This is a genomic window from Ruegeria sp. YTSA135 (assembly GCF_059610165.1).
Genome location: NZ_JBXWNC010000017.1, coordinates 34864 through 61828 on the forward strand (window position 1 = coordinate 34864; position 26965 = coordinate 61828).

25 protein-coding genes, 1 tRNA gene and 1 pseudogene are annotated in these 26965 nt (G+C 57.6%); 16 read left to right on the forward strand and 11 right to left on the reverse strand.

Features of this window, described 5'->3' with window-relative positions; all coding sequences use genetic code 11:
• Positions 1–59: 59 nt before the first annotated feature.
• The 9 genes from yihA to rpmH form a co-directional block, all read right to left on the reverse strand.
• Positions 60–713, reverse strand: a complete 654-nt coding sequence (gene yihA / locus AC2FIT_RS18860) for a ribosome biogenesis GTP-binding protein YihA/YsxC (RefSeq protein WP_496831537.1) — start codon at positions 711–713, stop codon at positions 60–62.
• A complete protein-coding gene (locus AC2FIT_RS18865; protein WP_496831538.1) occupies positions 710–1447 on the reverse strand; it encodes an MOSC domain-containing protein in 738 nt (245 codons plus the stop codon). Before AC2FIT_RS18865 ends, yihA begins: the two co-directional genes overlap by 4 nt.
• A complete protein-coding gene (yidC, locus tag AC2FIT_RS18870) occupies positions 1444–3273 on the reverse strand; it encodes a membrane protein insertase YidC (RefSeq protein ID WP_496831539.1) in 1830 nt (609 codons plus the stop codon). Before yidC ends, AC2FIT_RS18865 begins: the two co-directional genes overlap by 4 nt.
• A 123-nt stretch (positions 3274–3396) precedes the next feature.
• Entirely contained in the window at positions 3397–4941 is a 1545-nt protein-coding gene (locus AC2FIT_RS18875) for a putative bifunctional diguanylate cyclase/phosphodiesterase (RefSeq protein ID WP_496831540.1), read from the reverse strand.
• 71 nt (positions 4942–5012) lie between these two features.
• Positions 5013–5906: a tRNA 2-thiocytidine(32) synthetase TtcA gene (gene ttcA, locus AC2FIT_RS18880; RefSeq protein WP_496831541.1), complete on the reverse strand. Its 894-nt coding sequence runs from the start codon at positions 5904–5906 to the stop codon at positions 5013–5015.
• A 43-nt stretch (positions 5907–5949) separates the two neighbouring features.
• Complete coding sequence (locus AC2FIT_RS18885; RefSeq protein ID WP_496831542.1) at positions 5950–7566, reverse strand: acyl-CoA dehydrogenase family protein; 1617 nt, start codon at positions 7564–7566, stop codon at positions 5950–5952.
• 67 nt (positions 7567–7633) lie between these two features.
• On the reverse strand, positions 7634–7873 hold the full coding sequence (yidD, locus tag AC2FIT_RS18890; protein ID WP_496831543.1) for a membrane protein insertion efficiency factor YidD: 240 nt from the start codon (positions 7871–7873) through the stop codon (positions 7634–7636).
• The gene (gene rnpA / locus AC2FIT_RS18895; protein ID WP_496831544.1) at positions 7870–8295 is read right to left on the reverse strand and encodes a ribonuclease P protein component; all 426 of its coding nucleotides are present in this window, start codon (positions 8293–8295) and stop codon (positions 7870–7872) included. The genes yidD and rnpA overlap by 4 nt, the downstream gene beginning before the upstream one ends.
• Positions 8296–8320: 25 nt before the next feature.
• Positions 8321–8455: a 50S ribosomal protein L34 gene (gene rpmH, locus AC2FIT_RS18900; RefSeq protein ID WP_005980833.1), complete on the reverse strand. Its 135-nt coding sequence runs from the start codon at positions 8453–8455 to the stop codon at positions 8321–8323.
• A gap of 295 nt (positions 8456–8750) precedes the next feature.
• Here rpmH and AC2FIT_RS18905 point away from each other — a divergent pair, with 295 nt between their 5' ends.
• The 6 genes from AC2FIT_RS18905 to AC2FIT_RS18930 all read left to right on the forward strand — a co-directional run bounded on the left by AC2FIT_RS18905 (position 8751) and on the right by AC2FIT_RS18930 (position 14358).
• Positions 8751–9482 (forward strand): TVP38/TMEM64 family protein, encoded by a 732-nt coding sequence (locus AC2FIT_RS18905; protein ID WP_496831545.1) that lies wholly within the window; start codon positions 8751–8753, stop codon positions 9480–9482.
• Positions 9483–9486: 4 nt separating this feature from the next.
• Positions 9487–10905 carry a dihydrolipoyl dehydrogenase family protein gene (locus tag AC2FIT_RS18910; RefSeq protein ID WP_496831546.1) on the forward strand — a complete coding sequence of 473 codons (1419 nt, stop codon included), beginning with the start codon at positions 9487–9489 and terminating at the stop codon, positions 10903–10905.
• A gap of 18 nt (positions 10906–10923) precedes the next feature.
• The gene (locus AC2FIT_RS18915; protein WP_496831547.1) at positions 10924–12306 is read left to right on the forward strand and encodes a sensor histidine kinase; all 1383 of its coding nucleotides are present in this window, start codon (positions 10924–10926) and stop codon (positions 12304–12306) included.
• Positions 12307–12370: 64 nt separating this feature from the next.
• A tRNA-Arg gene (locus tag AC2FIT_RS18920) sits at positions 12371–12447 on the forward strand.
• A 429-nt stretch (positions 12448–12876) separates the two neighbouring features.
• Positions 12877–13413 (forward strand): hypothetical protein, encoded by a 537-nt coding sequence (locus AC2FIT_RS18925; protein WP_496831548.1) that lies wholly within the window; start codon positions 12877–12879, stop codon positions 13411–13413.
• Positions 13414–14001: 588 nt separating this feature from the next.
• Positions 14002–14358 carry a hypothetical protein gene (locus AC2FIT_RS18930; protein ID WP_496831549.1) on the forward strand — a complete coding sequence of 119 codons (357 nt, stop codon included), beginning with the start codon at positions 14002–14004 and terminating at the stop codon, positions 14356–14358.
• Positions 14359–14557: 199 nt separating this feature from the next.
• Here AC2FIT_RS18930 and AC2FIT_RS18935 read toward each other — a convergent pair whose 3' ends face one another.
• Positions 14558–15583, reverse strand: coding sequence for a LacI family DNA-binding transcriptional regulator (locus AC2FIT_RS18935; protein WP_496831550.1), 1026 nt, complete (start codon positions 15581–15583; stop codon positions 14558–14560).
• 87 nt (positions 15584–15670) lie between these two features.
• Between AC2FIT_RS18935 and AC2FIT_RS18940 the strand changes: the two genes are divergently transcribed.
• From AC2FIT_RS18940 to galK, 9 genes are all read left to right on the forward strand, one after another.
• Positions 15671–16753 (forward strand): carbohydrate ABC transporter permease, encoded by a 1083-nt coding sequence (locus AC2FIT_RS18940; protein WP_496831551.1) that lies wholly within the window; start codon positions 15671–15673, stop codon positions 16751–16753.
• Positions 16753–17586 carry a carbohydrate ABC transporter permease gene (locus AC2FIT_RS18945; protein ID WP_496831552.1) on the forward strand — a complete coding sequence of 278 codons (834 nt, stop codon included), beginning with the start codon at positions 16753–16755 and terminating at the stop codon, positions 17584–17586. Before AC2FIT_RS18940 ends, AC2FIT_RS18945 begins: the two co-directional genes overlap by 1 nt.
• Before the next feature lie 22 nt (positions 17587–17608).
• A complete protein-coding gene (locus tag AC2FIT_RS18950; protein ID WP_496831553.1) occupies positions 17609–18883 on the forward strand; it encodes an extracellular solute-binding protein in 1275 nt (424 codons plus the stop codon).
• A gap of 61 nt (positions 18884–18944) precedes the next feature.
• On the forward strand, positions 18945–20048 hold the full coding sequence (locus AC2FIT_RS18955; RefSeq protein WP_496831554.1) for a cellulase family glycosylhydrolase: 1104 nt from the start codon (positions 18945–18947) through the stop codon (positions 20046–20048).
• Complete coding sequence (locus AC2FIT_RS18960; protein WP_496831555.1) at positions 20048–21103, forward strand: ABC transporter ATP-binding protein; 1056 nt, start codon at positions 20048–20050, stop codon at positions 21101–21103. The genes AC2FIT_RS18955 and AC2FIT_RS18960 overlap by 1 nt, the downstream gene beginning before the upstream one ends.
• A 7-nt stretch (positions 21104–21110) precedes the next feature.
• Positions 21111–22121 (forward strand): aldose epimerase family protein, encoded by a 1011-nt coding sequence (locus AC2FIT_RS18965; protein ID WP_496831556.1) that lies wholly within the window; start codon positions 21111–21113, stop codon positions 22119–22121.
• Complete coding sequence (gene galE, locus AC2FIT_RS18970) at positions 22118–23134, forward strand: UDP-glucose 4-epimerase GalE (RefSeq protein WP_496831557.1); 1017 nt, start codon at positions 22118–22120, stop codon at positions 23132–23134. Before AC2FIT_RS18965 ends, galE begins: the two co-directional genes overlap by 4 nt.
• Complete coding sequence (locus tag AC2FIT_RS18975) at positions 23131–24195, forward strand: UDP-glucose--hexose-1-phosphate uridylyltransferase (protein WP_496831558.1); 1065 nt, start codon at positions 23131–23133, stop codon at positions 24193–24195. Before galE ends, AC2FIT_RS18975 begins: the two co-directional genes overlap by 4 nt.
• Positions 24192–25292 (forward strand): galactokinase, encoded by a 1101-nt coding sequence (galK, locus tag AC2FIT_RS18980; RefSeq protein WP_496831559.1) that lies wholly within the window; start codon positions 24192–24194, stop codon positions 25290–25292. Before AC2FIT_RS18975 ends, galK begins: the two co-directional genes overlap by 4 nt.
• A gap of 337 nt (positions 25293–25629) precedes the next feature.
• Here galK and AC2FIT_RS18985 read toward each other — a convergent pair whose 3' ends face one another.
• Entirely contained in the window at positions 25630–26442 is an 813-nt protein-coding gene (locus AC2FIT_RS18985; RefSeq protein ID WP_496831560.1) for a tyrosine-type recombinase/integrase, read from the reverse strand.
• Positions 26443–26452: 10 nt separating this feature from the next.
• On the opposite strand from AC2FIT_RS18985, the pseudogene AC2FIT_RS18990 reads away from it, so the two are divergent.
• Positions 26453–26923, forward strand: a pseudogene (locus AC2FIT_RS18990) (IS5 family transposase); the annotation flags it as partial.
• Positions 26924–26965 lie beyond the last annotated feature (42 nt).

Sequence of the window (26965 nt, forward strand, 5' to 3'; positions counted from 1 at the left end):
CAAACCTACCAGCGGGCAGGCCCGCAACGCTAACAGGGGCAATAGGTAAAACGGCAGGGTTATTCCAGATGTGCGATGATCGAACGAAGGATCGGTATTCCGTCACCTTTTTCGGATGAGGTAAGCACGATTTCCGGAAAAGCGGCGGGGTGTTTCGACAGCGCACCACGCACCTGGTCTAGTACCTTTTCACGCTCCTTGGCCTTGACCTTGTCGGCCTTGGTCATCACGCATTGGAAAGTAACAGCGCTGGTATCCAGTAGTTTCATGATTTCGGCATCGACCGGCTTAACCCCGTGGCGCGAGTCGATCAGGACAAAAGCCCGGCGCAAGGTCTGACGGCCGCTCAGGTACTGTTTCAGCAACCGCTGCCATTTCTCCACCACCTTCACCGGCGCATTGGCATAACCATAGCCGGGCAGGTCAACCAGATAGAGCTCGGGGCCTTGGGTGAAAAAGTTGATCTCCTGCGTGCGGCCCGGTGTGTTCGAGGCACGCGCCAACCCCTTTGTGCCCGTCAGTGCGTTGATCAGGCTGGATTTACCCACGTTTGACCGGCCTGCAAAACACACCTCTAATCTGTCTGGCGCAGGCAGGCCGTCCATTGCGACCACGCCTTTGATGAACTCGGACGGGCCCGCAAACAATTTGCGCCCGCGTTCCAACGCGATGTCGTCGGGCTCAGATGCCAGCGGGAAGGGTAGGGTGCTCATATAATCTGTACCTTGTCACCAACCGAAATTTCACCGCCTTCGACAACTTCGGCATAGACGCCGAAATCCTGATGCCCCCACGTTTCAAGAGCGCCCAAGGTGTCGGCATCGCGCTGGCCGGTATCCGGGTTGGCTGTTGTTGCAAGGCAGCGGGTGATGCGTTCGCGCACTCGGAATACTGCCTTTCCGATCCGAATGTCGCGCCCTAGCCAGTCGAACTCTTCCCACAGGGGCATTCCGTCAATCCAGATATTGCCGCGCCAGCGATGGATCGATAGGTCCTGTTCCAGTTTTTGTCCAACCGCCCGGTGAGACGCCATATTGCATAGGCTGATCGAAGGGAAATCGCTGTCCGTCATCCCGCGTCCCGGCACCCGGATAATCCGGGCCGAGGCTGCCCGGTCTGTCGGCATCAAGGGTCTGACCCACTCCAAAAAAACTTGTGGCTGACTGTCAGGGGCAAACGTCAAATCCGGACGATCCGGGTGAGACAATGTCACTAGTTCTCCTTCCACGCTTGCAGAAATCGCCATCAACTGCGGTGCCTTCGCGCAACGACTGAAATTGGCGCACGGGGCCCAGTCCGAATCGTCTGCCGTGGATGCCTCATGCGCGACGGCCCAAACACGATCTCCGGGCATCGTTTGCCCGGAAATCATGTTTACGGTTTTCACGGCCTCGCGACCATGGCTTTTAATCGGGTGCCGCCAAATCTGGGTTACCTCACCCGTCATTTATCATCCGCTTTTGACGACCGCTTGAAGCTGGACTTGATGTTGCCAAACACGTCCGGCTTGTAGCCCTGGCTGCGCATGATCAGGTATTGCTGGGTGAACGTTATTGTGTTGTTCGCGATCCAGTACACCACCAGTCCGCTGGCAAAGCCGCCCAGCATGAACATGAACACCCATGGCATCCACGCAAAGATCATTGCCTGCGTCGCGTCGGTTGGTGCCGGGTTCAGCTTTTGCTGAAGCCACATCGAAATGCCCAGCAACAGTGGCAGGATACCAATGAAGATCAGCGCCATCAGGCTTTCAGGTTGCGGACCAGCCCAAGGTAGCAGCCCAAAGAAATTCATGATCGAGGTCGGGTCAGGTGCGCTCAGGTCCTGGAATGGCCCGAACCACGGCGCCTGACGCAGTTCGATAGTAACAAAGATCACCTTGTACAGTGAGAAGAAGATCGGAATCTGCATCAGGATCGGAAGGCAACCCGCAGCGGGGTTCACCTTTTCTTTCTTGTACAGTTCCATCATGCCCTGTTGCATCTTCTGACGATCATCGCCAGCGGCCTCTTTCAGGGCTTCCATCTGTGGCTGGAGCTCTTTCATCTTTGCCATCGAAACGTAGGATTTGAACGCCAGCGGGAACAGGATCGCCTTGATGATCAGTGTCAGGCCGATGATGGACCACCCCATATTGCCGATCAGAACATTGATGTTGTGCAGCAGCCAGAAGATCGGCTTGGTCAGGAAGAAGAACCAGCCCCAGTCGATGCTGTCGATGAACTTGTACACACCTTGTGCCTGATATTCGCGGATGGTTTGCCATTCCTTGGCACCGGCGAAAAGCTGCGTAGTGACCTCTTCCGTGGCACCAGGGGCGACGGTCAGGGTCGGCAGAACGGTTTCGGTCTGATAGATATTCCGACGCGGGTCAAACTTTGCGGCTGCCTTGAATGCGGTTCCCGGCTCGGGGATCAGCGTGGTCATCCAGAAGTGGTCGGTGAAACCGATCCACCCATCCTCTTTGATCTGGAACACCTCGGCCTGCGCACGTTCATTCGGGTCGATATCGAAATCTCGTACATCGCCATAGTCGATCTCGGTCAAGGTGCCATCCGCCATGCCGATCACGCCTTCATGCAGAATGAAGAAGTTTTTCAGACCGGGCAGGTCCCCATCCTCACCGATGCCGTGACGGGCGAGGATGCCGTAAGGTGCCATGCCGACCTCGGTCGCCAAGTTGTTTTCGACCGATTGAGTGACCGTAAACATATAGTCTTCATCTACCGAGATCATGCGGCGGAAGGTCAAACCGTTTTCGTTGTCCCATTTGAGAGTGATTGGTGTGTCGACGCTCAGCGCTTCACCCTCTTCCACGGTCCACAGCGTGTTTGGGCCGGGTACATCCGCGCCACCAACACCAGCACCAGGAGCCCAACCGTAAAGGGCGTAATAAGCCGATTCTGAACCGACCGGATACAGCAACTCAACAATTGGTGCACCATCGTCGATGGAAACCTTGTAGTCTTTCAGGAACAGCTCATCTATCCGGCCGCCCGACAGCGACAGGCTGCCCTTCAGACGGGGGGTGTCGATCTCAACGCGCGGGGCCTGCTCATCGGGCAGGGTCTCTTCGGTGGCAGTCGTCGCCTCACCAACGGTGCCAGTGCCCGCGGCGCTGGGTGTTTGAACCTCATTGCCCTCAACAGTGGCAATCTCGGTCTCGTTGGGTGTGGGTGTTGGTTCCGGAGGAGGGAACAGCACGAACCAAACAAGGATCACGAGAAAGCTGAGCGCGGTTGCAAGGATAAGATTCTTGTTCTGATCGTCCATCGGGGACAGCCACCTTAAGCAGTGAAACACACTCGGTGGGTTCAACAGAGTGCAGGCCCAAAGGTCAAGCGAATTCGCCCGACATTTCGTCACGGTTTGCGTTTCTATGCCTTAAATTCACGATTAATGGCCAGTCTTTCGCTCAATCCTTGGCATTGCGGTGATCTTGCTTTGATACTCCGCAATCCAGCCAAATGTGTTCTCGAACGGCATTGGCTTGCCAATACCGAAGCCCTGGACATGGTTGCAGCCCAATTGCGCCATCAAGGCGTGCTCACCGCGGGTCTCGACCCCTTCGGCCAGCGTTTCTACGTTTAATCGCTCAGCCATCGTCAGGATCGCGCTGACAAGTTGTTGCTGGCTTGCGTCGCGATCTGCTTTTGCGACAAAGGATCGGTCAATTTTGATGCGCCTAACGTCAAAGCGCTTGATCGACGCGATCGACGCATGCCCTGTGCCAAAGTCGTCCAGATCAATGCAGCACCCAAGCTTGGCCATACCAGTCACATTACGCGTAATTACATCGTCTGGCCTGCGGGAAAAAACGGTTTCCAAGATCTCAGCAGCCAGCCGGTCCGGCGTTAGGTCATTCTGGTCCAATTCCCATTTCAGACGATCCATCAGCGCAGGATCGCGCAATTCGTCTGATGAAAAATTCACGCCAATTCTTGGTATTGCAACCCCGGCACGGTCCCAATCGCGCATGGCGGCAAAGGCATGGCGCCGCATCGTCTGGCCGAATTTCCCCATAAGTTCGGCCTGCTCAGCAAAAGGCAGGAAAACCTGAGGCCCTAAAATTCCCTTTTGCGGGTGTTCCCAGCGGGCCAGCGCCTCAAACCCCGAGACTTGCCCGGTATCGGTTGAGACCTGAGGTTGAAACCAGGGACGGATTTCACCATTGTCCAGTGCCGCCTCAAACTCTCTGCGCAGATTGGCCCGCAGACGCGACCTACGCTGCGTTTCGCTTGAAAACGCACGAATGGTCGAAGGCCCGTTGCGTTGTGCCTCGCTTAAAGCGGCTGAGGCAGCGTCGATCCATTCTTCGTACCGGTCCCCGGCCACGCTGGACACAAGGCAAAATCCGATCGAACAAGATGCGTAAACTCCAGCGCCGTTTAGCGCAAAGGGCTCTTCCACAACGGCCTGAATGCGCCCCGCCATCTGGATGCAGGCTTCAAGGTCCAAGCTGTGAGAGGGGTGCAAACCGATTGCAATCTTGTTGGGCTCCAACCTGGTTGCTACGTCTTGCGAGCGGATAACGGTAAGAATGCGGCTACTGAATTGATCGGCCAGGTGATTTGCCGCTGAATTTCCGTGGTGGTCCAGAAAGTCAGAATAATCGTCCAGCGCAACAAGGACGCAGGCTGACTCTGATCCGCTGGACGTTGCGGTATCAAAAAAAACTTCCAACTCGGCGGCAAAACTGTCGATGGCCAACAATCCACCCAGAAGGCGGGGGCGCTTTTTCTGCTTGCTGGTCCTAGAGTCAAACGCAGCGGCACCAATACAAATCAGTGGTAGGCCAAGCGCAACGACCACCAGCGCCCGTTCGCCCCCCAGCCAAAACGCCGCAAGGCTTATGGCGGGCAGAAACGCCAGCGCGGCGGGGCTGTTAAGCATGGAAGCAAGCGCAGTGATATAGCGTTCGAGCTTGATATGTTTCCACATCGGTTTTCCGGGCCTTTACGTTGGGCATAGCACGTCTGTAGCCACCGTAGAAAACCAATCTGAGCGAGACGTTAACGCAGCTGTGGAATTTCGCCCGAATTTTCGTCTCTTTTGCACGGGTTTAGCGCCAGATTGGCAAAGTCGAACAGTTTCGGATCCAGCAGGTGCGAGGGTCGGGCGTTGGTGAGCGCCCGGAACATCACCTGCCGCCGACCGGGGCTGTTCTTTTCCCACTGATCCAGTATCTGTTTGACCTGCTGGCGTTGCAGCCCATCCTGGCTGCCGCAAAGATCGCAAGGGATGATCGGATAATTCATCGAGGTGGCGAATTTCTCGCAATCGGCCTCGGCTACATGGGCCAGTGGGCGGAACACGAACAGATCGCCTTCTTCGTTCACCAGTTTTGGCGGCATCGTTGCCAGACGCCCGCCATGGAACAGGTTCATGAAAAAGGTCTCTAGGATGTCATCCCGATGATGACCAAGTACCACGGCCGAGCACCCCTCTTCTCGTGCGACACGGTACAGATTGCCTCGGCGCAGACGTGAGCACAGCGCGCAATAGGTGCGGCCCTGCGGAACCTTGTCAACGACTACGGAATAGGTGTCCTGGTATTCGATCCGGTGCGGCACTCCCATGCGTTCCAGGAACTCGGGCAGGACGGTTGCCGGAAATCCGGGCTGGCCCTGATCCAGATTGCAGGCCAGCAGGTCAACAGGCAGCAGTCCGCGCCACTTCAGTTCGTAGAGAACCGCAAGCAGGGTATAGCTGTCTTTGCCACCTGACAGGCAAACCAGCCAGCGGGGCGGTTTGCCATCTTTTTCGTGGGCGGACGGGTCCACCATGCCGTAATGCTCGATGGCTTCGCGAGCCTGGCGTATGATGCGTTTGCGCAGCTTCTTGAACTCGGTGGTCGAGGGCGCGCCAGCAAAAAGCGGGTGGATATCGTCAGCGTCGTCAAACATGCGCAGCCCCTACAGCAGTTGGTGCGACCGGGCAAGTGCGGCGTTAGCCCAACCGCCCTAGCAGAGCGTCCGTGTCCAGCCCGGCAACCGATCCGGGAACTCGCCCGCTGTGGCCTGAAAGGCGGGTGGCGATGAAACTATCTGCTACCGCGTCAGGGCCGTTTTGCAAAAGTTGAGAGGCGGTCAGCAACAAAGCAGTGCGTTCAGCGAACCAGCGCGCCTCGGCCTCAGCCGGAAGGGCAGGCCAGCGCTCACGATGCGCCCTCAGCGCGGCGTCATATGCGCGAACTGCGCCCTTTGCGGCATCCAGCTCGGCCCCCAGCACTTCCGCGGCCAAAGGCTCGCGCGACAGGGTTCGAAGGATATCAAGGCAGATCACGTTGCCTGACCCTTCCCAAATGCCGTTTAGCGGAGCCTCTCGGTATAGGAGGGGTAGGGGCGTGTCCTCGACATACCCCATGCCGCCCAAAACCTCCAAAGCTTCTGCTACAACCACGGGGCAGCGTTTTGTGTTCAGGAACTTAGCCAGCGCAACACTGATCCGGGCGAAAGCTCGGTCTTCGGCGGTATGACCATCGAAAGACCGCGCCACGCGCATCCCCAGCGTCAGGGCACCCTCCCAATCCAGCACCAAGTCAGCCAGAACCGCACGCATAAGGGGCTGGTCCAGCAACCGACGTTGGAAGGCGGTCCGATGCATCACCCAGTGATACGCCTCGGACAGAGCGGCGCGCATCAAGCCAGCCGGGGCCATTGCCGTGTCAAGCCGTGTGTGATGCACCATTTCTAGGATGGTACGGACCCCGGAGCCTTCCTCGCCCATTTGGTAAGCCAATGCGTCGTGATATTCGATTTCCGCCGAAGCGTTGGATTTATTGCCCAGCTTGTCTTTCAGGCGCATCAGATGGATCGCGTTGCGCTCACCCTCCAACCACCGGGGGACGAGGAAACAGGTCAATCCCCCCGGAGCCTGCGCCAATGTCAGGAAGCCGTCCGACATCGGGGCCGAACAGAACCACTTATGCCCGCGCAACCTCCAGTGATCGCCGTCCCGTAGGGCGAGCGTTGTGTTCGCGCGCACGTCCGACCCGCCCTGTTTCTCGGTCATTGCCATGCCCAGCGTAGCACTGGTCTTTTTGGCAATAGGCTTTGTCGCGGGGTCATATTGGGGGAACATCAGCTTGGTGCGCCAAACCGAAGCTATGTCACCATGGGCAGAAATTGTCGGGATCGCGGCGTAGGTCATGGTTAGCGGGCAACAATGGCCGGGTTCGATTTGGCTGGCCATATAGACCATGGCCGCGTGGGTCGCATGGCCGCCCGGCTCTCCGTCCCACGGCAGAGTGACGTAGCCCGCAGATCGGGACAGGCGCATCAGGCGATGATAGGCGGGGTGAAACCGCACCTCGTCCAATCGCCGTCCACCGGGATCGAATTGTTTCAGCTCTGGCGGATGGCGGTTGGCTTCGCGGCCAAGCTCTCGCACCTCAGCTTGGCCAATGGTTTGTGCGTATGAAATCAGCGGGTCGGTGCGTCCCCCGGTCAATCCAACATTCGCTTGCAGCACCGGGTCTGTCGCCCACAGGTCCTGATCCCCGCGTGCAGGTGGTTGGTTCAGAACGTCATGGGTGGGCAGAGAGTGGCGCGCGTCAGATGTCATCAGGACCTCGGGCAGTTCGGGTCCAAGTGTTCAGCGGAGGGTGCCGCCGGTCAAGCCTGACTAGGGGTCACGCAGGATCGTCTTTGCGGTCGGGAACCGGATCGTACCCATCACCACCCCAAGGATGGCAGCGCCCGATCCGCCGGGCGGCCAGCCACGCGCCTTTTATGGCGCCGTGCTTCTCCAACGCTTCCAGTGCATAGGCTGAGCATGTGGGCTGATACCGGCAATTGAAGCCGACCCAAGGGCTGAACACCAACCGATAAGCCCGCACCGGCAGGGCAAAAACACGTGCAAGCAGAGTCATGTCCCGGCCCCGTGGATTTTACGCAGGGCATATCGCAAATCTGCAAGCATCAGGTCGAACGGACGAGCGGCAGTCACCTCAGCTCGGCCAATCAGTACGTAATCCCACCCGTCCTGGCCGTTGACGGGCAGAACTGCCCGCGCCGCCTCGCGCAGCCTGCGCTTAGCGCGGTTGCGGGCGACTGCATTTCCAACCTTTTTGGAGCAGGTAAAGCCAACGCGAATTCCGTTCGCCTCATCGGGCGCACGTTTGCAGGCCTGTACCATCATCGAGGATGTGCCCTGTCTTTTCGCGCGCGCGGCTTTCAGGAAATCAGACCGTTTCCTGAGCACAGTCAAGGTTTCGGGCGTGCAAACGGAGGCCGCCGGGGGCATATCCCCGGGGTGGTTCTTACCATCCACAGGGGCCTCCGGCGGCGTCATGTTCATAACCTGATCGGTGAGCGGTTTACGCGCTCAGCGATTTACGACCGCGGGCGCGGCGTGCGTTCAGGATTTTGCGGCCGGCCTTGGTGGCCATGCGTGCACGGAAACCGTGGCGGCGTTTGCGAACCAGGTTCGAAGGCTGATAGGTGCGTTTCATCGCTCCGTCTCCAATCTATGCGGTCGGGTGCGGCGCGGATTCGCCTGCCCGGGGTGTTCGAAGTCCGTCCTCTACTGGGTAGCGGGGGCTAAGTCAAACCCCTAGGTGGGGGTTTTGACGCCTTTTGCAACAATTCTGTAACCACACCCCGCAAAAGGTTTCAAAACGTGGGGTTTAGGGCCCAATACCGTCACTTTAAGGGTCGCAGACATCAAGGCGGCGTGAAGCCCCTGTTGCTTGGCCCACGAACGTCGCATGTTGTGTTCTAATGAAACGCAAGAAACCGGACAGTTCCATGAGCGATATTACCCAGGCCCGACGCAGCGGGCTTGCGCGACACATTCCTTTGCTGGTGATTCTCACCGTTGCCACGGTGGGCTTTTTCACGCTTGGCGATTACCTGACCTTTGAGACGCTGCGCGACAACCGCGAGGCGCTGTTGGTTTGGCGTGATACGCATTTCTGGTTGCTGGCCGCTGGTTTCGTCTCTGTTTACATCCTGATTGTCGCCTTTTCGCTGCCAGGCGCGGCCGTGGCCTCGATGACCGGCGGGTTCCTGTTCGGCTTGTTTTCGGGGACCATCTTCAACGTTTTCGCCGCCACGATAGGTGCGTCTGCAATCTTTTTGGCGGCGCGTTGGGGCTTGGGTGAGGCTCTGACAGCCCGTCTGGAATCCTCGGAAGGTACGATCAAGAAACTCAAGGACGGCCTGCGTGAGAACGAAATTCCGGTTCTGTTCCTGTTGCGCCTTGTTCCCGTTGTGCCGTTTTTCGTAGCCAACCTTGTGCCGGCGCTGGTTGGCGTGAAGTTCCGCAACTTTCTGATCACTACGGCGCTGGGCATTATTCCTGGTGGCATCGTCTACACCTGGATCGGTGTGGGGTTGGGTGGCGTGTTCGACCGGGGTGAAACACCGGATGTCTCGCTGTTGTGGGAGCCGTTTGTAATTGGCCCCATTCTGGGTCTGTGCGCGCTGGCCGCGTTACCGATTGTCATCAAAGCTCTGCGCGGCAAAAAGGGCGTCTGATTTCATGAAAGACCTGAAAACGGATATCCTGGTGATCGGGGCTGGGTCGGGCGGTTTGTCCGTGGCCGCAGGTGCCAGCCAGATGGGCGCGAAGGTCGTCCTGCTGGAAGGTCACAAAATGGGCGGCGATTGTTTGAATTTCGGCTGTGTGCCGTCCAAGGCATTGATCGCCAGTGGCAAAGCGGCCCATGGTCAGGCAAACGCCTCTGCACTTGGCGTTGCAGATGTTGTCCCGCAGGTGGATTACGCGGCCGCTAAGGATCACGTTCATGACGTGATCGCCCAGATCGAGCCAATGGACAGCCAGGAACGGTTTGAGGGGTTCGGTGTCACGGTGATCCGTGAATATGGCAGCTTCGTCTCTCGGGCCCAGGTACAGGCTGGTGATCAGCTGATTACGGCGCGCAGGATTGTCATTGCCACGGGCTCGTCGCCTTTGGTGCCGCCGATTCCGGGGCTGGAACAGGTTCCATACTTTACCAATGAGACGATCTTCGATCTGCGAGAGAGGCCTGAGCACCTTCTGATAATCGGTGGTGGTCCAATCGGTATGGAAATGGCGCAGGCTCATATCCGTCTTGGATGTGACGTGACGGTGATTGAAGGCCAGCAACCGCTGGGCAAGGACGACCCCGAGGCGGCGGCTGTTGTGCTGGATACGCTTCGTGCCGAGGGCGTGGCCATTCATGAAAATGCGACGGTCGCACAGATCCGCGAAAATAAGGGCGTGATTGAAGTTGTGACCGAGAACGGAGAAGTATTCTCGGGTTCACATTTGTTGCTGGCTGCAGGGCGCAAGGCCAATACCGACAGCTTGAATCTTGAGGTCGCAGGGATCGAGCCGACCCACACCGGGATAAAGGTGGATGCGTCTCTGCGCACCACGAACCGTAACGTCTATGCTATCGGAGATGTCGCTGGTGGGATGCAATTTACCCATGTAGCTGGCTATCACGCCGGGGTCATCATCCGTTCGGCCCTGTTTGGTTTACCGTCAAAGGTCAAAACGGCGCATATTCCATGGGCCACCTATACCGACCCGGAACTGGCGCAGGTCGGGCTGACCGAAGCGCAGGCCCGTGACCAATATGGCGACAAGGTCGAGATTGCGCGCTTTGACTATCACCACAACGACCGGGCGATCTCGGAGCGGAAGACTAAAGGCTTCATCAAGGTCATGGTTGTAAAGGGCCGCCCGGTAGGTGCCACGATTGTCGGCCATCAGGCCGGAGAGTTGATCAACTTGTGGTCGTTGGCTTTGGCAAATAACCTCAAAATGGGGCAGATCGCCGCAATGGTTTCGCCCTATCCCACGATCGGAGAGCTTAACAAACGCGTCGCGGGAGCCTATTTCACGCCAAGGCTGTTTGAGAATCAGACAGTTAAACGAGTGGTCGGGTTTATCCAACGCTGGATACCCTGATCGGAAAGGGGGCGCAATTTGAACTCGCTGTCGGGCCGATTTCTGATCCTGACCACGGTCTTCGTAATGTTGGCCGAAGTCCTGATTTTTGTACCCTCAATTGCGCGGTTTCGCGAAGATTTCCTGCTCAATCGGCTTGAGCGCGCCCAGATCGCTTCATTGGCCTTGCTGGCCGACGACATGCTGGCACAAGACCTTGAGGCTGAGCTTTTGGCCAATGCCGGTGTCTACAATGTCGTGTTGCGGCGCGACGAGGTGCGTCAGCTGATGCTGTCCTCACCCATTCCCGAGCCAATCGCCCATACCTACGACCTGCGCGATGCCGGGCCGTGGATTCTGATCAAGGATGCTCTGTCGCGCTTGTTCACCCCGGAAAACGAAGTCATTCGGGTTATTGGGGAGCCGGTAAAAGATGCAGGTCTGTTGATTGAGGTCACCATAGACAGCATGCCGCTGCGTGCCGCGATGACCGACTATGGGCTACGCATTCTGGGCCTGTCCTTTGTCATCTCGATTATCACTGCGTTTTTCCTGTTTCTTGCCGTCCGCGTGGTTTTGGTGAAACCAATCAAAAGCGTCGTGGGCTATATGCAGCGATACGCGGGCGCGCCTGAGGACGCGCGCGGTATCATCTCGCCCAATTCAAAGGTGACCGAACTGCGTGAGGCTGAAGAGGCTCTGCAGAAACTTCAGACAGAGCTGACCCAAGCCCTGAAACAGCGTGAACGTCTGGCGCAGTTGGGTGGCGCGGTAGCGAAGGTCAGCCATGATCTGCGCAATATCCTGACCTCGGCACAGTTGTTCACTGATCGGATCGAAACCAGTGACGACCCCTTGGTGCGGCGAATGGCACCGAAACTGGTGAACTCGATCACGCGGGCTGTGTCCCTGTGCGAAAGTACGCTGGCCTTTGGCCGCGCCGAAGAACCCGCACCCACCCTGACAATGGTGCCTCTGCGCGATGTGGCCGAAGACGTGGTGTCCAGCGAAAAGCTCGCCATCGGCGATGCCTGCGTCGAGATTGTCAACGACGTGCCAAAGGACCTTGTGGCGCGTGCGGACCCGGAGCAGATTTTCCGCGTCATGATGAATTTGGTGAGAAACGCCTTTCAAGCGCTGGCTGCGTCTGGAAAACCGGGAAAAATCACGATTACCGGCTATGCGGGTGAAAATGACTGGTGCATCGAAATCAAGGATAATGGCCCCGGCTTGCCACCCAAAGCGCGTGAAAACCTGTTTACACCATTTCAGGGTGGGGTGCGCAAAGGAGGATCGGGTCTTGGTCTTGCCATCTCGCAAGAGCTGGTGCGCGGACATGGCGGCGATCTGGTTTTGAAAGAGACAGGCCCTGAGGGAACCACATTTGAATTTCGGCTGCCTCGGGGTGACGTGACTTTTTAGACTTTTTTTGAAGAATCGCCTTGCACCTCCCCAGAGCTGGGTCTAAACACCGCCTCACCAACGCGGACCGATAGCTCAGCTGGATAGAGTACTTGACTACGAATCAAGGGGTCGGGGGTTCGAATCCTCCTCGGTCCGCCACTTGGTATCTGTTGAACGTCACACGAACCTGACCCAACCGTCACAGTTGGACCAGAAACGGGTGAGCGTTCGACATCGGAAGGCACCCCCCGATGTTGGCCATCAGTTGAATTTGACCTTTGCGTCTTAAATTGATCCAGAATCCCCATTTTGATACTCCCGCAAAGACTTTGTTTGACCTGGCTTCCCTTTTGGAAAATCAGGGCTGATTTGCAGATCAGACAGAGAAGCTGCCTGTTCCTGCTGATCTGCCACGTGGCGAACGCGGGAGGGGGCGAGGCAATGCTATTCGACAGGGGTGGTGCGGCCCGCAGGCACAGCCGAGGACACGGCCCTGTCTAATGGGGTTGCCCGAGGGGGAGGGCTGCGCCCTCACCCTGACGGCCAGGGGTGCCACTCAAGGAGTTCAGCCGAAAGAGCCGGGTTCCTTTGGCACGCGTTGTCGCCGATTGGACGGCAGGTCGATTGACCGGCGTGTCGCGGGGTCCAGAAGTCGAAGGGTTGGCGGGTATGCTGATCGATCAAGCTGAAGCCTTAGAAAAGCAGGAGCATGCATTTTCTGGCGACCTGCCGCTCTTGGATGCGGCGGCACGCTTGAAAATGAATGTGATATCGATCCGACGGTTGCGGGATGGTGACTTTCTGAGTCAGGTCACGGCGCGGAACCCGGATACGCAGCACAACCGGTGCTATATCACGGCCCAAAGCCTGCAAGCGTTTGAGGCGCGTTATGTAACACTGGGTCAAATGGCTGAGCAGTTTGAATTTGCCGCGATCCATCTGGCTCGGACGTTAGACCGGAGAGAAATTGAGACGATCCCCTGTGACGCCGGGTTTGTTCGCGCGTATCCGAAAGAGATACGAGATATTGTTCGGGAATTGATGATGAGGGGTAACACGTCAGGCCAACCCGAAAATACCAACGACTGTCTGAACCAAGAAAAGCAAGTGGCGGAGCCAAGCTGATGCTCCGCCGTGCATACTCACCAGTAGTAGTGATGGGGTTTGCGGCTATCCGGTCAAGCAATGTCATCAGGATCAGCGCCTCTCAGGATGCCAAGCGCAAGGGCCTTGGATTTGCGTCTTGTTGGACGTGTGTGAAAGATGATGTCGTGACCGCGCGGCAATTGCCGAGCCACCGGACATCATCCGGGTCTTTTCCGAGGCGTTGGCTCAGACCCAGGCGCGAGTACCCGTTCCCAGGCACGGTGCGGGGACGTTTGCGTTTGTAGTGGGCCATGTCTGCGGCCTTTCATGCAGTTTCAGAACTACATGGCACCCTCCATCGTTTGGTTTTCTGGTCTTGGGCTGGGCTCTGCTTTGACACTGAACACGCAGCCGGACTGGATATCGGATTGGGTCTCAAAAATCAATCGAAGGAAATAGGACGGCTTTCATAAGAATTTGTGCATCGGCTCTGGCAACCGGAGAGGCCCTTTAGCTAGGGCAGTCTCCAGGCAACGGATCGTTACAAGTATTTAATGAGCGTAGGCCGCTGTCAGTTTTTCCTAAAGGCCAACTACAAGCAATTGTTAAACTGCGAGGTGAAGAGACATGAATGATGGTCGAAATGACCTTTTTGAACAGCTCAAACCAATTTGGGAGGCCGCTGTTAATTTGGGCGAGAACGCCCCCGAACTCAGTATGAAGGCCTATCTCAATGAGATGAGGGGCGAAGTAGAAAAAGCACGGACCGCTTCATTGGGGACTGAAAATACTCCGGATCGGTGTGACGAAAAAGTAGCGGAGGATCCTGAGGCTCAGTTCAAGATGATTGCAGTCGCCTATGCCACCAGAGACATGGATGAGGTCGATCAGGTGATAGGCTACCTTGCTTTTATACGTCGTATGAAAAAACAGGGTATTTATGAATTGGGACACTGGAGTGATGAGAACTCAGATGGGCGATGATACAACCAGAGATCGCTTCACATAACACCCATACAGCGACGTTCGTGGTTTGTAATGACGCTGCAATTCATGCGGTGGTCGCGAAACTTGCCATTCGAGATCCGGATCGACGAAGATCGCAATGCGGACTTTGCGCGAATTCGCTGCGGTTTCACCAAGGGCCGCTTTGGAACCACATCAATTCAAGACAGGGCCATTTCTAGCTCGATTTATGAGACTCTCGAATGACGACTGGGCACTCCAACCGATCGATTTTTGGTTCCAAATTTGACTTGAGGAGTTCCTTGACGCACCACTGGCCCATTTCGCGATGCGGCAGCAAGACCGTGCTCAGACCGGGTGAAAGATGTTGCGCGATTTCCTGATCGTCGTATCCCATGACGGCGATTGTCTTGCCAATGGTCTCGCCCAGTTCCTTGAGAGCCTCGTAACATCCGACGGCCATAAGATCGTTGGCGCAAAAGATGGCGTCGGGGCGGGTCTCGCCGGACATCAGCTTCAGCGTTGCGTTACGACCCCCGCTGGGCAGGAAATTTCCTTCGGCGATGAGGGTCGGATCGACGGGGATCCGGGCCGCGCGAAGGGCGCGTTCGTATCCTTCCATGCGCTGGTCCGATGCTTCCATCCAGCTTTCCCCGGAAATAAACGCGATGCGGCGATGCCCGGTAGCGATAAGGGCCTTTGTCGCCTCTTCGCCGCCACGCCGTTCGGCCGGAACGATGGATGTCAGTTGCCCGCTCGCGTCATAACAATTGAGCAGTGCTGTCCGGTGACGCGCCAAACCATCGGGCGGGGTCACTTCGCGGGTTAGAATTGAGCCATAGATCACTCCGACAACGCCATCCTGCGCCCATTTTTTAAGAACGTTGGCCTCGTATTGCGCGTCGCCCCCCGTCATCACAACCTCGACGAGGATGTCGTTTTTCCAGGCCTCTTCCTGTGCGCCTTCGATCGAAATGGCCGCAAAAGGGCTGGTTGCGATTTCATCAAGCATCAGACCGATAACGCGCAGGCCAGCCGATTTCGGCGGGCGGCCCGCACCGCGCGGCCGATAGCCCAAAGCGTCAACAGAGTCCTTCACGCGTTTGCGGGTCTCGCGGCTGATGCGCATGTCCTCAAGACCATTCAGCACAAAGGATACAGTGGATTGAGACACGCCTGCATGCGAGGCGACATCTTTCATCGTGACGCGTGATGCGCGCTTTTCATTGGGTTTTCTGGCCAAATCTTCAAATCCCTTGCTGTGCGCTAATAAATATTGCTAATAATATTATTACAAGAAGAATCAACGCACTTTGGGAGGAGGCGTCCGATGGCTTCACGGTCAAAACTTTCGCAGACGCAAACAGCCTGGATTTTGCTCGCGCCGTTCCTTGTCACCTACGCGTTGTTCCTGATTTATCCGTTCTTTCGCGGTGTCTGGATATCGTTCCATGACTGGAACCTGCTGGCGGTGGCATTCAACCCGGACGCAAAAGAATTCATCGGGATGCGCAACTACGAACGCGTGATGTGGGGCAAGAACATCACTTGGTCGGTCCTTAACGCCCCGATCTTGCAGATGCTTGGCCTGATAGGCGTCGTTCTTTCGATCTTCCTTTCCCGGATGGGCCGTTTGAGCCGCTTTAACGCGATCGCCCTTGGCGTCGTGTCCGTGCTCTTGGTTGTCCTCCCCGGCTTTCATCCGGGAGAGGGGGGACGGTGGTATGACCGGCGGTTCTGGCCCACGGTGGGCAACACGCTGGTGTTTGTCGGCTTTGCGGTGCCAGGCGTGACGATCTCTGCGCTTTTGCTGGCAGCGGCACTCAACTGCGAAACGCGGGCCATGGGCATTCTGCGCACGCTGTTTTTCCTCAGCCAGGTCCTTTCGGTCACGGTTGTGACGCTGATATGGCAGATCATGTTCTCGCCGCGTCAGGGCCTGATTGCCAACATCACCGAGACATTCGGCGGCACGCCGATCAACTGGCTGACGGATCAGCAATTCGCCATGGCAGCCATCGTGATTGCGACCGTCTGGTGGTCGCTTGGCATCGCAATGATCCTTTTTCTGGCGGGGCTTCAGGATATCTCGAAAGACATCTACGAGGCGGCGGCGCTCGACAATGCCCGCGGCTGGAAAGCGTTCTGGTTCATCACTCTGCCCAACCTGACACGAACGATTTCGGTTGTCGTGATCCTGCAAATCATCCTGCACTTTCAGGTCTTTGGCCAACCGCACCTCATGACCCAGGGCGGTCCGAACGATTCAACGCAAGTGCTCGTGCGGTATATCTACCAAACCGGCTTCCGGGACAGTGAACTGGGCCGCGCAAGCGCCATGGCGGTGTTCCTGTTCATCATCATGGGGTCGTTTTCGATCATTCAATTCATTGTCGGACGGGAGAAAGACTGATGTCTCGCAGTTACTACTGGCTTGTCCTAGGGCTTTCGATCCCCGCGTTCTTGTGGCTGGTGCCAACGCTTTGGATGGTCTCGCTTTCATTTCAGCCAAACGAAGTTCTAGCCCGCACGACGTCTTCGACGTTCTTCGGCCTGATCCCGCTTCCCTTTACAGCGGAAAACTATGCGGCGCTGTTTTCATTCGGGCAAACGCCGTGGTGGTTCATGAACTCGATCATCGTGGCCGTTGGCATGACATTGGGCGTTCTTTTTGTCTCAACAACTGCGGGCTATGTGCTGGCGCGGATGGAATTTCCCTTCAAGCGCACGATCATGGTGATCTGCCTGATCGGCCTCATGGTGCCTGAACAAGCTGTGTTCATTCCGCTATACACGATGTTCGCCGACTTTGGCTGGCACAACAGCTATCACGCGCTGATCCTGCCGCGTATGGCTGTGCCGATTGGCGTGTTCCTGATGATGCAGTTCTTCAAGGCGATCCCAAAGGATATCGAAGAAGCCGCGCGACTGGATGGTGTCACATGGCTTAAGATCTTCTGGCACGTCATGCTGCCGCTGGCGCGCCCTGCGATGATGACGCTGGCAATCCTGACGTTCCTTTACGCCTGGAACGATTATCTCTGGCCGCTCGTCAGCGCCCAGCAAAGGGAATACTTCACCATCACCTTGGGCCTCGCGTCCATCCAATCGAACTTTGCGCAATCCGAAGGACTTGGCCGTGTCATGGCCTCGGGCGTTATCGCCTCCCTTCCGGTTGTCATCTTGTTCCTGATTTTCCAGCGGTACGTGGTGCAAGCCATGACCTTGGGCGGATCAAAGGGCTAACGCACATTAAGGGAGGAAACTTATGAAATATGTGCTTCTGACAGCGGCGATGGCCGCAGGGATTGCCACAACGGCTCCCGCACAAGAGATCACACTGGGCCGGTTCTTCGGCGCATGTGAAGACGCAGGCACGGACACCACAACGTCCGCAGGAGAGGCGTGCATCATCCAGTCGATCATCAATGCGGCGGATGCCGAGCTTGACGGGATCAGCATCACCACGCTGCCAACAGATTGGGGCAACTATTACGATCAGGTCAAAGCGGCCTATGCGGGCGGCACGCCGCCGGATGTGCATGTCATGCACCGCCACCGCGTACCCGAGTTTGCAGGCCTTGGCGCAATCGCCGAGATTTCCGGTGAGCTGGAAGCCGCAGGCATCGACGCCTCCGACTGGTCGCCTGCGGCACTCGACGCGGTCAGCTTCAACGGCGGCATCTACGGTGTTCCGATGGACTTCCACGCCAACCTTTGGCACGTCAACATGGACCTGATGGCGCAGGCCGGTCTGGTCGAAGACGGCAAGCCAATGCTGCCATCCTCGCCCGAGGAATTGCTGGCCCATGCACAGCAGTTCAAGGACGCGACCGGGCAAAACTACCTCGCCGCTGATTTCGCACAGTTCCCCCTGGGCGTGCGGACGGTTCTGGCCCTTCTGTGGCAGCAAAACGCCAACATCTTCACCGATGACGGCACAGCGACAATCAATACGCCCGAGGCTGCAAATGCGGTGACAGCTATCACGCAGCTCTTTGATGCCGAGCTGTCCAACCCACAGCTGAACTACGCAGACAGCCAGCAGGCGTTCCTCAACGGTGAGGCCGGCATTCTGGTCAATGGCACCTGGGTTGTGGACTTCTACACCGCTGAAGCGGCGAAAGAAGAAGTCGGCCTCGATAACTACTATGTCGCGGACTTCCCGACTCTGTTCGAAACCGGCGCAACATGGGCCGACAGCCACATGTGGACGGTCCCCGCTTCGCTGGAAGGTGAACAGCGTGCCGCAGCATTGAAGGTTCTGGCCTTCATCAACGACCACAACATCGACTGGGCCCGCACCGGCCACATGTCTGTGCGCACCTCTGTGATCGAAAGCGCTGAGTATCAGGGCTTGCCGCACCGCGATGAATACACCGGCACCGCCGCTATCGCCAAGGACACCCCACCGTCCGAGCGTTACGGCGCGATCCAGGATGTGCTGAACCGTGAACTGCAGGCAATCTGGCTGACCGGCAAGACCGTCGAGGCCGCCCTGGGCGATGCCGAGATCGAAGTTCAGGACCTTCTGGACCGCTAAGAAACCTGCCGCCCCGCTGATTTCGGCGGGGCGGCCCCTAACTTACGTATCGGGTGCAAGCATGGACCGTTGGACAAACAAACATGCCAAAGACTGGTGGCAAGGTCGCCCTTGGGTCTGTGGCTTCAACTTTCTCCCCTCAACGGCTGTCAACTTTATTGAAATGTGGCATCCGGACACCTTCGACATGCCCACGATCTCGCGGGAATTGGGCTGGGCTGCGGATATTGGCTTTAACGCCATCCGCATCAATCTGCCCTACCTCGGCTGGGTGCATGACGCCGAGGGGCTGTTGAACCGGCTTGATCAGGTGATGCAGGTGGCCCATGACCTTGGCATTGATACCATTCCCTGCCTGTTCGACGATTGCGGCTTTGGCGGAGAGGAACCCGTCTGGGGGCCACAGCCGGACCCAGTTCCGGGGGTTCATAACAGCCGCGCTGTGGCCTCACCCGGTCGGGCCATTGTGATAGACCCTGCACAGCGCGACAGCCTGCAAGCCTATGTGCGCGCAGTTGTGCGCGCGTTCCGGGATGATCGGCGCATTCTGTTCTGGGATTTGTACAACGAACCGGGCAATCGCATGAATTTCGCCGATGGCGATTATGAGCATTACGCCTCCGCCCTTGAGCAAAGCGCATTGACCCTGATGGAAAGCTGCTTTGAGTGGGCGCGCGCGGAAAACCCCGTCCAGCCCTTGACCGTCGCTGCGTGGACAACGCCTTTGCCCGGCGACGACAGCCATCCCTATCAAACAGAGATTGACCGCAGCGCCTTGCTGCATTCCGACATCATCACATTCCATGCCTATTGGAGCCGCGCGCGCGTCTCCGAATTTATCGACGTGCTGACAGTGCTCGACCGTCCGATCCTGTGCACGGAATGGATGGCCCGCGCCGTTGACAGCCAGATCAGCGACCAGTTGGAGCTGTTCCACGACCGCCTTGTGGGATGCTTCCAATGGGGGCTGGTCAAAGGACGCACGCAAACATGGCTGCCATGGCCGGACGAATTGGTCAAAGCCCACGGGGGCAATCCTCAACGCGATATCTGGTTCCACGACCTGCTGTTTGAGGACGGGAGCCCCTACGACGAGCGTGAAATTGAAACCATCCGGCGGCTGACCACCCGCGAAGCCAGGATGCATGAAAGGGCGGCAATCTGATGTCAGGCGTCACAATGAACAACGTCATCAAGAAATATGGTGATGTACAAGTGATCCACGGAATCGATCTGCAGATTAAAGACGGCGAATTCTGTGTCTTCGTCGGTCCCTCGGGTTGCGGGAAATCCACATTGCTGCGCATGGTCGCAGGATTGGAAGAAACGTCCAGTGGAACGATGACCATTGGCGCGCGGGACGTGACCAAACTCGACCCCTCTGATCGCGGTGTCGCGATGGTGTTCCAGACCTACGCACTTTATCCGCATATGACCGTAAAGGACAATATGGGTTTCGGCCTGCGGATGAACGGCCATGACAAGCCCGAGATTGAAAAAAAGGTAGCCGAAGCCAGCCGCATTCTGAAACTCGACGAATACCTTGACCGCAAGCCCGCCGCCTTGTCGGGTGGCCAGCGACAGCGTGTTTCCATCGGGCGTGCCATCGTGCGTGGCCCTGATGTCTTTCTGTTCGACGAGCCTTTGTCGAACCTCGATGCCGAACTGCGCGTCGAGATGCGGGTGGAAATCGCGCGTCTGCACAAGGAAATCGGCGCAACGATGATCTACGTGACCCACGATCAGGTCGAAGCCATGACACTGGCCGACAAGATCGTCGTGCTGCGTTTGGGGCGGATTGAGCAGGTCGGCTCGCCGCTGGACCTCTACGGCGAACCCGACAACAAGTTTGTTGCAGGCTTTATTGGCTCGCCGGCAATGAACTTTCTGGATGCAACCGCAGGCAAAGACGGCGTGACGATTCCAGCGTTGAAGTTGACAGTGCCAAGCCCGGTTGCTGTGACAGGCAAAGCGGTAACCGCTGGCCTGCGCCCTGAGCATCTGGAAATCGACCCTACGGGTGATGCCCTTCATGTCGATCTTGTGGAAAGCCTTGGCGGCGTGTCCTTTGCCTACCTGATCGCAGACACCGGCGAGAAAATCGTCATCGAAGAACGTGGGGATGAACGTGTCAGCGAGGGCCAGCGCGTTGGTCTGAAATTTGACGCATCGCGGCTTTACCTTTTCGACGCCGAGACAGAACAGCGCCTGCGTGGCTAAGACGCCCGTGACAGATCAAATCCAAATGTTCGGAACGTGTCCTGACGGCACATCGGTAGAACGCATCTCCATCACGGGTGGGGGGCTAACAGCGCATGTCCTGACATACGGCGCGACCGTGCAAGATTTACGCCTCGAGGGGGTCGGTCATCCGCTCGTTCTTGGTGCGCCTGTTCTTGAACCCTATCTGGGGCCGATGACATATTTCGGCGCGATCGTGGGCCGTTTTGCGAACCGTATCGCAAACGGACGGTTCGAACTCAACGGCACTACGCACCACGTTCCGGCCAACTGGCTGGGGCGCCACGCATTGCATGGGGGCGCCGTTGGCACCGGTCAGAAAAATTGGACGATTGGCACCCTCACCGAGGACAGCCTGCGCCTTGACCTTATATTGCCAGACGGCGATATGGGGTTCCCGGGCAAGATGACGGTCTCCGCGACGTTTACGCTGCCCGGCAAGGGTGTTCTGGCGATTGATATCTGCGCACAGACCGATGCGGCGAGCCCCTGTTCATTCGCGCATCATGGCTACTTCATTCTGGACGACAGCGGCGACATCACCGACCACAGGCTTCGCATCGACGCGGACGGTTACCTGCCCGTGGACGCGGATCTGATCCCCACCGGCGCGTCGGCACCGGTTGCGGGAACGGCGTTTGATTTTCAAGCCTCGCGCACGGTCGGAAATAACGGTATCGACCATAATTTTTGCCTGTCAGAGGCACGCACAGCCTTGCGCCCGGTCGCCCAATTGCGGAGTTCGCAGAGCGGTCTGGCAATGACGGTCGAGACGACCGAGCCGGGGCTTCAGGTCTATGATGGGGCCTATATCTCCGAGCAGGGGCTCGCTGGCCTTGATGGCTGCAGGTATGGGCCATTCGCTGGGATTGCCATGGAAACCCAAGGCTGGCCGGACGCGCCGAACCGCCCGGGATTCCCCTCGGCCATTCTGGCCCCGGGTGACAGCTACAAACATCAAGTCCGCTACAGATTTCTTAAGGAGAGCGATCAATGACACGAAGCGTGCTTGTGGTGGGAGGTGCAGGATACATCGGCTCGCACATGGTGCGCCTGCTGCTCGATACTGGACACGAGGTCGTGGTTTTCGACAATCTCAGCCAAGGCCACGGGGTGGCGATTGGTGGCGCGAAACTGGTTGAGGGCGATCTGATGAACGCCGATGATCTGGCTGCGGTCTTTGCGGCGCACCGGATCGACGCGGTTATCCATTTCGCGGCCCTGATCGCCGTGGGCGCGTCGGTGATTGACCCCGGGGCATACTATCGCAACAACGTCACCGGCACGCTCAATCTTCTGGATGCGATGCAAACGGCCGGTGTGGACAAGCTGGTGTTCTCGTCCACCGCGGCAGTCTTTGGCAACCCGCAGACCGAGCGCCTTTGCGAAGATCATCCGCTTGTGCCGATCAATCCCTACGGATGGTCCAAGCGCATGGTCGAGCAAGTGCTGGCCGACATGGCGCGCGCTTGGGAGCTCAAGTCCGTCGCGCTACGGTATTTCAATGCCGCTGGTGCGCACCCTTCGGGCCAAATCGGTGAAGCTCACGCGCCTGAAACGCATCTGATCCCCGTCGTCCTGCTCGCGGCCCTGGGTCTCAAGGACAATCTGAAGCTTTTCGGGGATGACTACGACACGCCGGACGGCACTTGCGTGCGCGATTACATCCATGTCTGCGATCTGGCAATGGCGCATCTGAAGGCGCTCGAATTCATGGACGAGGCCCCTGGTGCGCATGCCTTCAATCTTGGCAACGGTGCAGGCTTTTCCAATCTTGAGGTGGTCCAGGTTGCACGATCCGTCACCGGCTGCTCCATACCCGTCGAACTAGCCCCCCGCCGTGAAGGCGACCCAGCCAGACTGGTTGCAGACAGTCGTCGTGCGCGCGATGTTCTGGGGTGGACACCGGAGTTTCCTGACCTCGATACTATCATTGAAAGCGCATGGGCATGGCACCAGTCGCCGGTCTACGGCCCATTTGGACCCCGCGCACAAGGACAAGACAAATGACCACAAAATCGCTGACCCACGATGCGCCGCATCGTCGGTTCAATCCGCTGACAGGCGACTGGGTTCTTGTCTCACCGCACCGTAACAAGCGGCCGTGGCAGGGCAGGACCGAAGAAATGGTCGTCAGAGACCAGCCCGCCCATGACGCGGAATGCTATCTCTGTCCCGGCAATACCCGCAACTCCGGGGTGAAAAATCCCGATTATGACGGCACGTTCATCTTTGACAATGACTTCCCCGCCATGCTGACAGACACCCCGCCGGGCGGTGCCGACGACCCACTCTTTCAGGCCTCGAATGTGCGCGGAACGGCGCGGGTGATGTGCTTTTCACCCGCCCATAATCTGACCTTGCCCGAGTTGAACCAAGGCGCTTTGCGCGGCGTGGTCGACAGCTGGGCCGATCAGGTGTCCGAGCTTGGCCAGACCTGGGATTGGGTCGCGGTGTTTGAGAACAAAGGAGCTTTGATGGGGTGCTCGCAGCCGCATCCGCATGGCCAAATCTGGGCCTCTGATTTTATTCCAAACGAGGTGGCCACCGAGGACGCGCGGCAAAAGAACTGGCTTGAAGACACCGGGCGGGTCATGCTGTTTGATTACGCCGAAGCCGAGGCCCGATCTGGCGAGCGGACCGTTGTGGAAAATGACAACTGGATCGCGGTGGTGCCATGGTGGGCGGTCTGGCCCTTCGAGACACTTCTGTTGCCGCGCAGGCCCGTGCAACGTCTCCCCGATCTGACGGATCTCATGCGGGACGATCTCGCGGATGCCCTTAAGCAGCTGACCATCGCCTATGACAACCTTTTTGAGATCGAATTTCCTTACACAATGGGCTGGCACGGCGCACCATTGACCGACGACGATCACGCGCACTGGCAGCTTCACGCGCATTTCTACCCGCCGCTGCTGCGATCGGCGACCGTGCGCAAGTTCATGGTCGGCTACGAAATGCTGGCCGAGGCGCAGCGCGACCTCACGGCCGAAGAGGCCGCCGCGCGGCTACGGTCGTTGCCTCGGGAGCATTACAAGGCCAGCCACCAACCGTCGGAGGCGAGCAAATGACGAAAGCCGACCATCTGGCCAGCATTGCTGCCGCACACGAAGCACATTTCGGCTCTGCGCCCGAGGTTACGGCTTGGGCACCCGGGCGCGTCAACCTTCTGGGCGAGCACACGGATTACAACGGCGGGTTTGTTTTGCCCATGGCGCTGCGGGACCTCGGGGTTAGTATTGCGGCGTCACGCTTGGGGCAGCCAAATGTGATCGAGTTGCGCTCTGAGACATTCGACCAAAGTGAGAGGCGGCATATCGAAGAAGGCAGTCGCGGGCACTGGTCGGATTTCCTGTTGGGTTGCGCGGGCTCCGTGGTCGCCGATCAGGTCAAGGCTAACGGCGTGCGGATCACGCTTGGCACGACCTTGCCGCTTGGCGCCGGCCTGTCCAGTTCGGCGGCGCTCGAAGTCGCCACGCTGCGTGCCCTTTGTGAGCTTTACCGATTGCATATGACAGCAATAGACATTGCGATCACCGCGCGCGCCGTCGAAAACAACTTTATTGGCGTGCCTTGCGGCATCATGGATCAGTTCGCGTCATCCGTCGGAACACCGGGCCAGGCCCTTTTTCTTGACACACGCACCCTTGAGTGCAGGCCTGCGCCCGGGCTTCCAGAGCATAGCTTTGTCGTCATTGACAGCGGCGTTAGCCATCAATTGACCGATGGCGGCTATGCGACCCGTGTCGCAGAGTGTCATGCTGCGTGCGAAGCGCTGGGGGTCGATCTCCTGAGCGATCTCGGCGCGGAGGAGATGACACGTATCGACAGCTTGCCAGAACCGCTCAACCGTCGCGCGCGACATATCGTGACCGATAACAGGCTTGCCTGCGAAGGCGTAGTAGCCCTTAAGCGGGGCGACGCAGTGGCCTTCGGACAGCTGATGATCGAAAGCCATGCCAGCGCGCGCCATGACTATAAGATCACGGTCAAGGAAACCGATGCGCTGGCGGAAATCGCCGTGATTGAGGGCGCGTTGGGCGCACGCCAGACCGGCGGAGGCTGGGGTGGCGCAGTCGTGGCTTTGGTTGCGCATGATCGTATCGAGGGGTGGTGCGAGACGATGACCAAGCAGTTTAGGAATTCCGGCATCCTTGCCGTTTCCTGACTTGGCCCTCTCTAGGTTCGTCCCAACAAAGGTACATAAAAGGACATAAGATTTTGCCGCTCTCATGATAGCTGACATCCGTGCATCATGCAGCATTCGTTAAACTGGGCTCGCTGCCGACCTTAGCCGCAGCGTCAATGATTGGAGCTATCCTCATTGGGTCAGAATTGAATGACGCGATTTGCCCATTTGTTGAGGTTTTGCAAGTCGATTGAGTCAATTATCAGTGACGTTCCATAGTATCCAATAAAATCAATGATTTGTGCGGTGTTTTGTGTGCCATTGTGGGTATAGTAACTCCATACTGTGCCTGATAGTGTGCCGGGTCTTTTTTTGTTCAGGAAACTTTCCGTGCATTGAGTAATTGCCGCGCTTTGTCCGCTACGTCCCTTTTTGCGAACTTGGCGTATTTCTGAGTCTGAACAATGGTTGCATATCCCAGAAGGTGAGAGACTTCTTCCAGCCTCATACCGTTGTTCAGCATGCGGGTGGCATAGGTGTCCCGACAGGAATGGATTGTTGCCTTGCCTTGGGTGGCCAATACACGGGGGCTAGACGGGCAGCACTCAGTGATCGCCTGCCTTAGGTTCTTTATGGCGCGATCCATGCTGACAAAGGGCTGGGGTTGGTTGTGCAGCGATGAAAGAACGTCAAATAGACGGTCAGAAATGGGGACAAAGACCTCCTTCTTGGTTTTGAAGTTGTAGTTGTCGATGTATCGCTCCTGCATGTCGATAGACCCCCAATCAACCTGTGTAGCCTCCCGAAGGCGAACCCTTGTGTCGACAAGGTAGATGAACAGGTCATGGGCCTTTGACCATGCTGAGGCGTCGGGGTACTCAGCCTGTTTGGAGATGCAATAGTCGATAACTGCATGGTCTTCTGCTTCTGTCAGGGACCGACATTTGACGAAACCCTTGGGCAACACGAAGGTAAGGTCATGGTTGACCTTGTGCTTCTTTCTGCAGAGGTTCCATGCCCGCTTTATGAACCGAACTTCGATGTTGATGCTATTTTGGCTGAAGCCTTCGTCCAGACGTGCCTGAAGGTGATCTTCCAGATCGTCGTCTGAAAGGTCGGACATGAACCGGCCTTGATCCAACGTCCATAGACCTTCGAAACGCTCACGCAGTCCAAGCAACTTATTCATGCTGTTCTGGTACCTGAAAGCCCACCGCACGGCGTCCAGTTTGGGCGTCAAAAAGGGGGGGCGTGGCCGTCTGATTGGTCGCACAAAGGGCGGCATGAATACCAAACTGCACGCTATCTGCGACAACCAGGGCCGTCCGCTCAACCTGTTCGTGACAGCCGGTCAGGTCAGCGATTACATAGGCGCCCGGGCTTTGCTGAGCAGCCTGCCGAATGTCGACTGGCTGCTCGGTGATCGCGGTTATGACGCTGATTGGCTCAGAGAAGCGTTGAAAGACAGGGGCATACGCGCCTGCATCCCCGGCCGGACGCAACGCAAAAAGCCTGTCCGATACGACAAGCGGCGGTACAAACAACGCAACAGGATCAAAATCATGTTTGGTAGGTTAAAGGACTGGCGACGTGTAGCGGCGCGTTATGACCGATGCCCGAAAGTCTTTCTGTCCGCAATCGCCGTCGCGGCTCTCGTCATCTACTGGCTATGTGTCCTGAGCGTAGGCAATTGGGTTCAAGTTCTTATGCCA

What these genes read in the sequence shown, in the direction of transcription:
- yihA (WP_496831537.1), bottom strand. Translation starts at nt 713, where the DNA reads ATGAGCACCCTACCCTTCCCGCTGGCATCTGAGCCCGACGACATCGCG.
- AC2FIT_RS18865 (WP_496831538.1), bottom strand. Translation starts at nt 1,447, where the DNA reads ATGACGGGTGAGGTAACCCAGATTTGGCGGCACCCGATTAAAAGCCAT.
- yidC (WP_496831539.1), bottom strand. Translation starts at nt 3,273, where the DNA reads ATGGACGATCAGAACAAGAATCTTATCCTTGCAACCGCGCTCAGCTTT.
- AC2FIT_RS18875 (WP_496831540.1), bottom strand. Translation starts at nt 4,941, where the DNA reads ATGTGGAAACATATCAAGCTCGAACGCTATATCACTGCGCTTGCTTCC.
- ttcA (WP_496831541.1), bottom strand. Translation starts at nt 5,906, where the DNA reads ATGTTTGACGACGCTGACGATATCCACCCGCTTTTTGCTGGCGCGCCC.
- AC2FIT_RS18885 (WP_496831542.1), bottom strand. Translation starts at nt 7,566, where the DNA reads ATGACATCTGACGCGCGCCACTCTCTGCCCACCCATGACGTTCTGAAC.
- yidD (WP_496831543.1), bottom strand. Translation starts at nt 7,873, where the DNA reads ATGACTCTGCTTGCACGTGTTTTTGCCCTGCCGGTGCGGGCTTATCGG.
- rnpA (WP_496831544.1), bottom strand. Translation starts at nt 8,295, where the DNA reads ATGACGCCGCCGGAGGCCCCTGTGGATGGTAAGAACCACCCCGGGGAT.
- rpmH (WP_005980833.1), bottom strand. Translation starts at nt 8,455, where the DNA reads ATGAAACGCACCTATCAGCCTTCGAACCTGGTTCGCAAACGCCGCCAC.
- AC2FIT_RS18905 (WP_496831545.1), top strand. Translation starts at nt 8,751, where the DNA reads ATGAGCGATATTACCCAGGCCCGACGCAGCGGGCTTGCGCGACACATT.
- AC2FIT_RS18910 (WP_496831546.1), top strand. Translation starts at nt 9,487, where the DNA reads ATGAAAGACCTGAAAACGGATATCCTGGTGATCGGGGCTGGGTCGGGC.
- AC2FIT_RS18930 (WP_496831549.1), top strand. Translation starts at nt 14,002, where the DNA reads ATGAATGATGGTCGAAATGACCTTTTTGAACAGCTCAAACCAATTTGG.
- AC2FIT_RS18940 (WP_496831551.1), top strand. Translation starts at nt 15,671, where the DNA reads ATGGCTTCACGGTCAAAACTTTCGCAGACGCAAACAGCCTGGATTTTG.
- AC2FIT_RS18945 (WP_496831552.1), top strand. Translation starts at nt 16,753, where the DNA reads ATGTCTCGCAGTTACTACTGGCTTGTCCTAGGGCTTTCGATCCCCGCG.
- AC2FIT_RS18950 (WP_496831553.1), top strand. Translation starts at nt 17,609, where the DNA reads ATGAAATATGTGCTTCTGACAGCGGCGATGGCCGCAGGGATTGCCACA.
- AC2FIT_RS18955 (WP_496831554.1), top strand. Translation starts at nt 18,945, where the DNA reads ATGGACCGTTGGACAAACAAACATGCCAAAGACTGGTGGCAAGGTCGC.
- AC2FIT_RS18960 (WP_496831555.1), top strand. Translation starts at nt 20,048, where the DNA reads ATGTCAGGCGTCACAATGAACAACGTCATCAAGAAATATGGTGATGTA.
- galE (WP_496831557.1), top strand. Translation starts at nt 22,118, where the DNA reads ATGACACGAAGCGTGCTTGTGGTGGGAGGTGCAGGATACATCGGCTCG.
- AC2FIT_RS18975 (WP_496831558.1), top strand. Translation starts at nt 23,131, where the DNA reads ATGACCACAAAATCGCTGACCCACGATGCGCCGCATCGTCGGTTCAAT.
- galK (WP_496831559.1), top strand. Translation starts at nt 24,192, where the DNA reads ATGACGAAAGCCGACCATCTGGCCAGCATTGCTGCCGCACACGAAGCA.
- AC2FIT_RS18985 (WP_496831560.1), bottom strand. Translation starts at nt 26,442, where the DNA reads ATGAATAAGTTGCTTGGACTGCGTGAGCGTTTCGAAGGTCTATGGACG.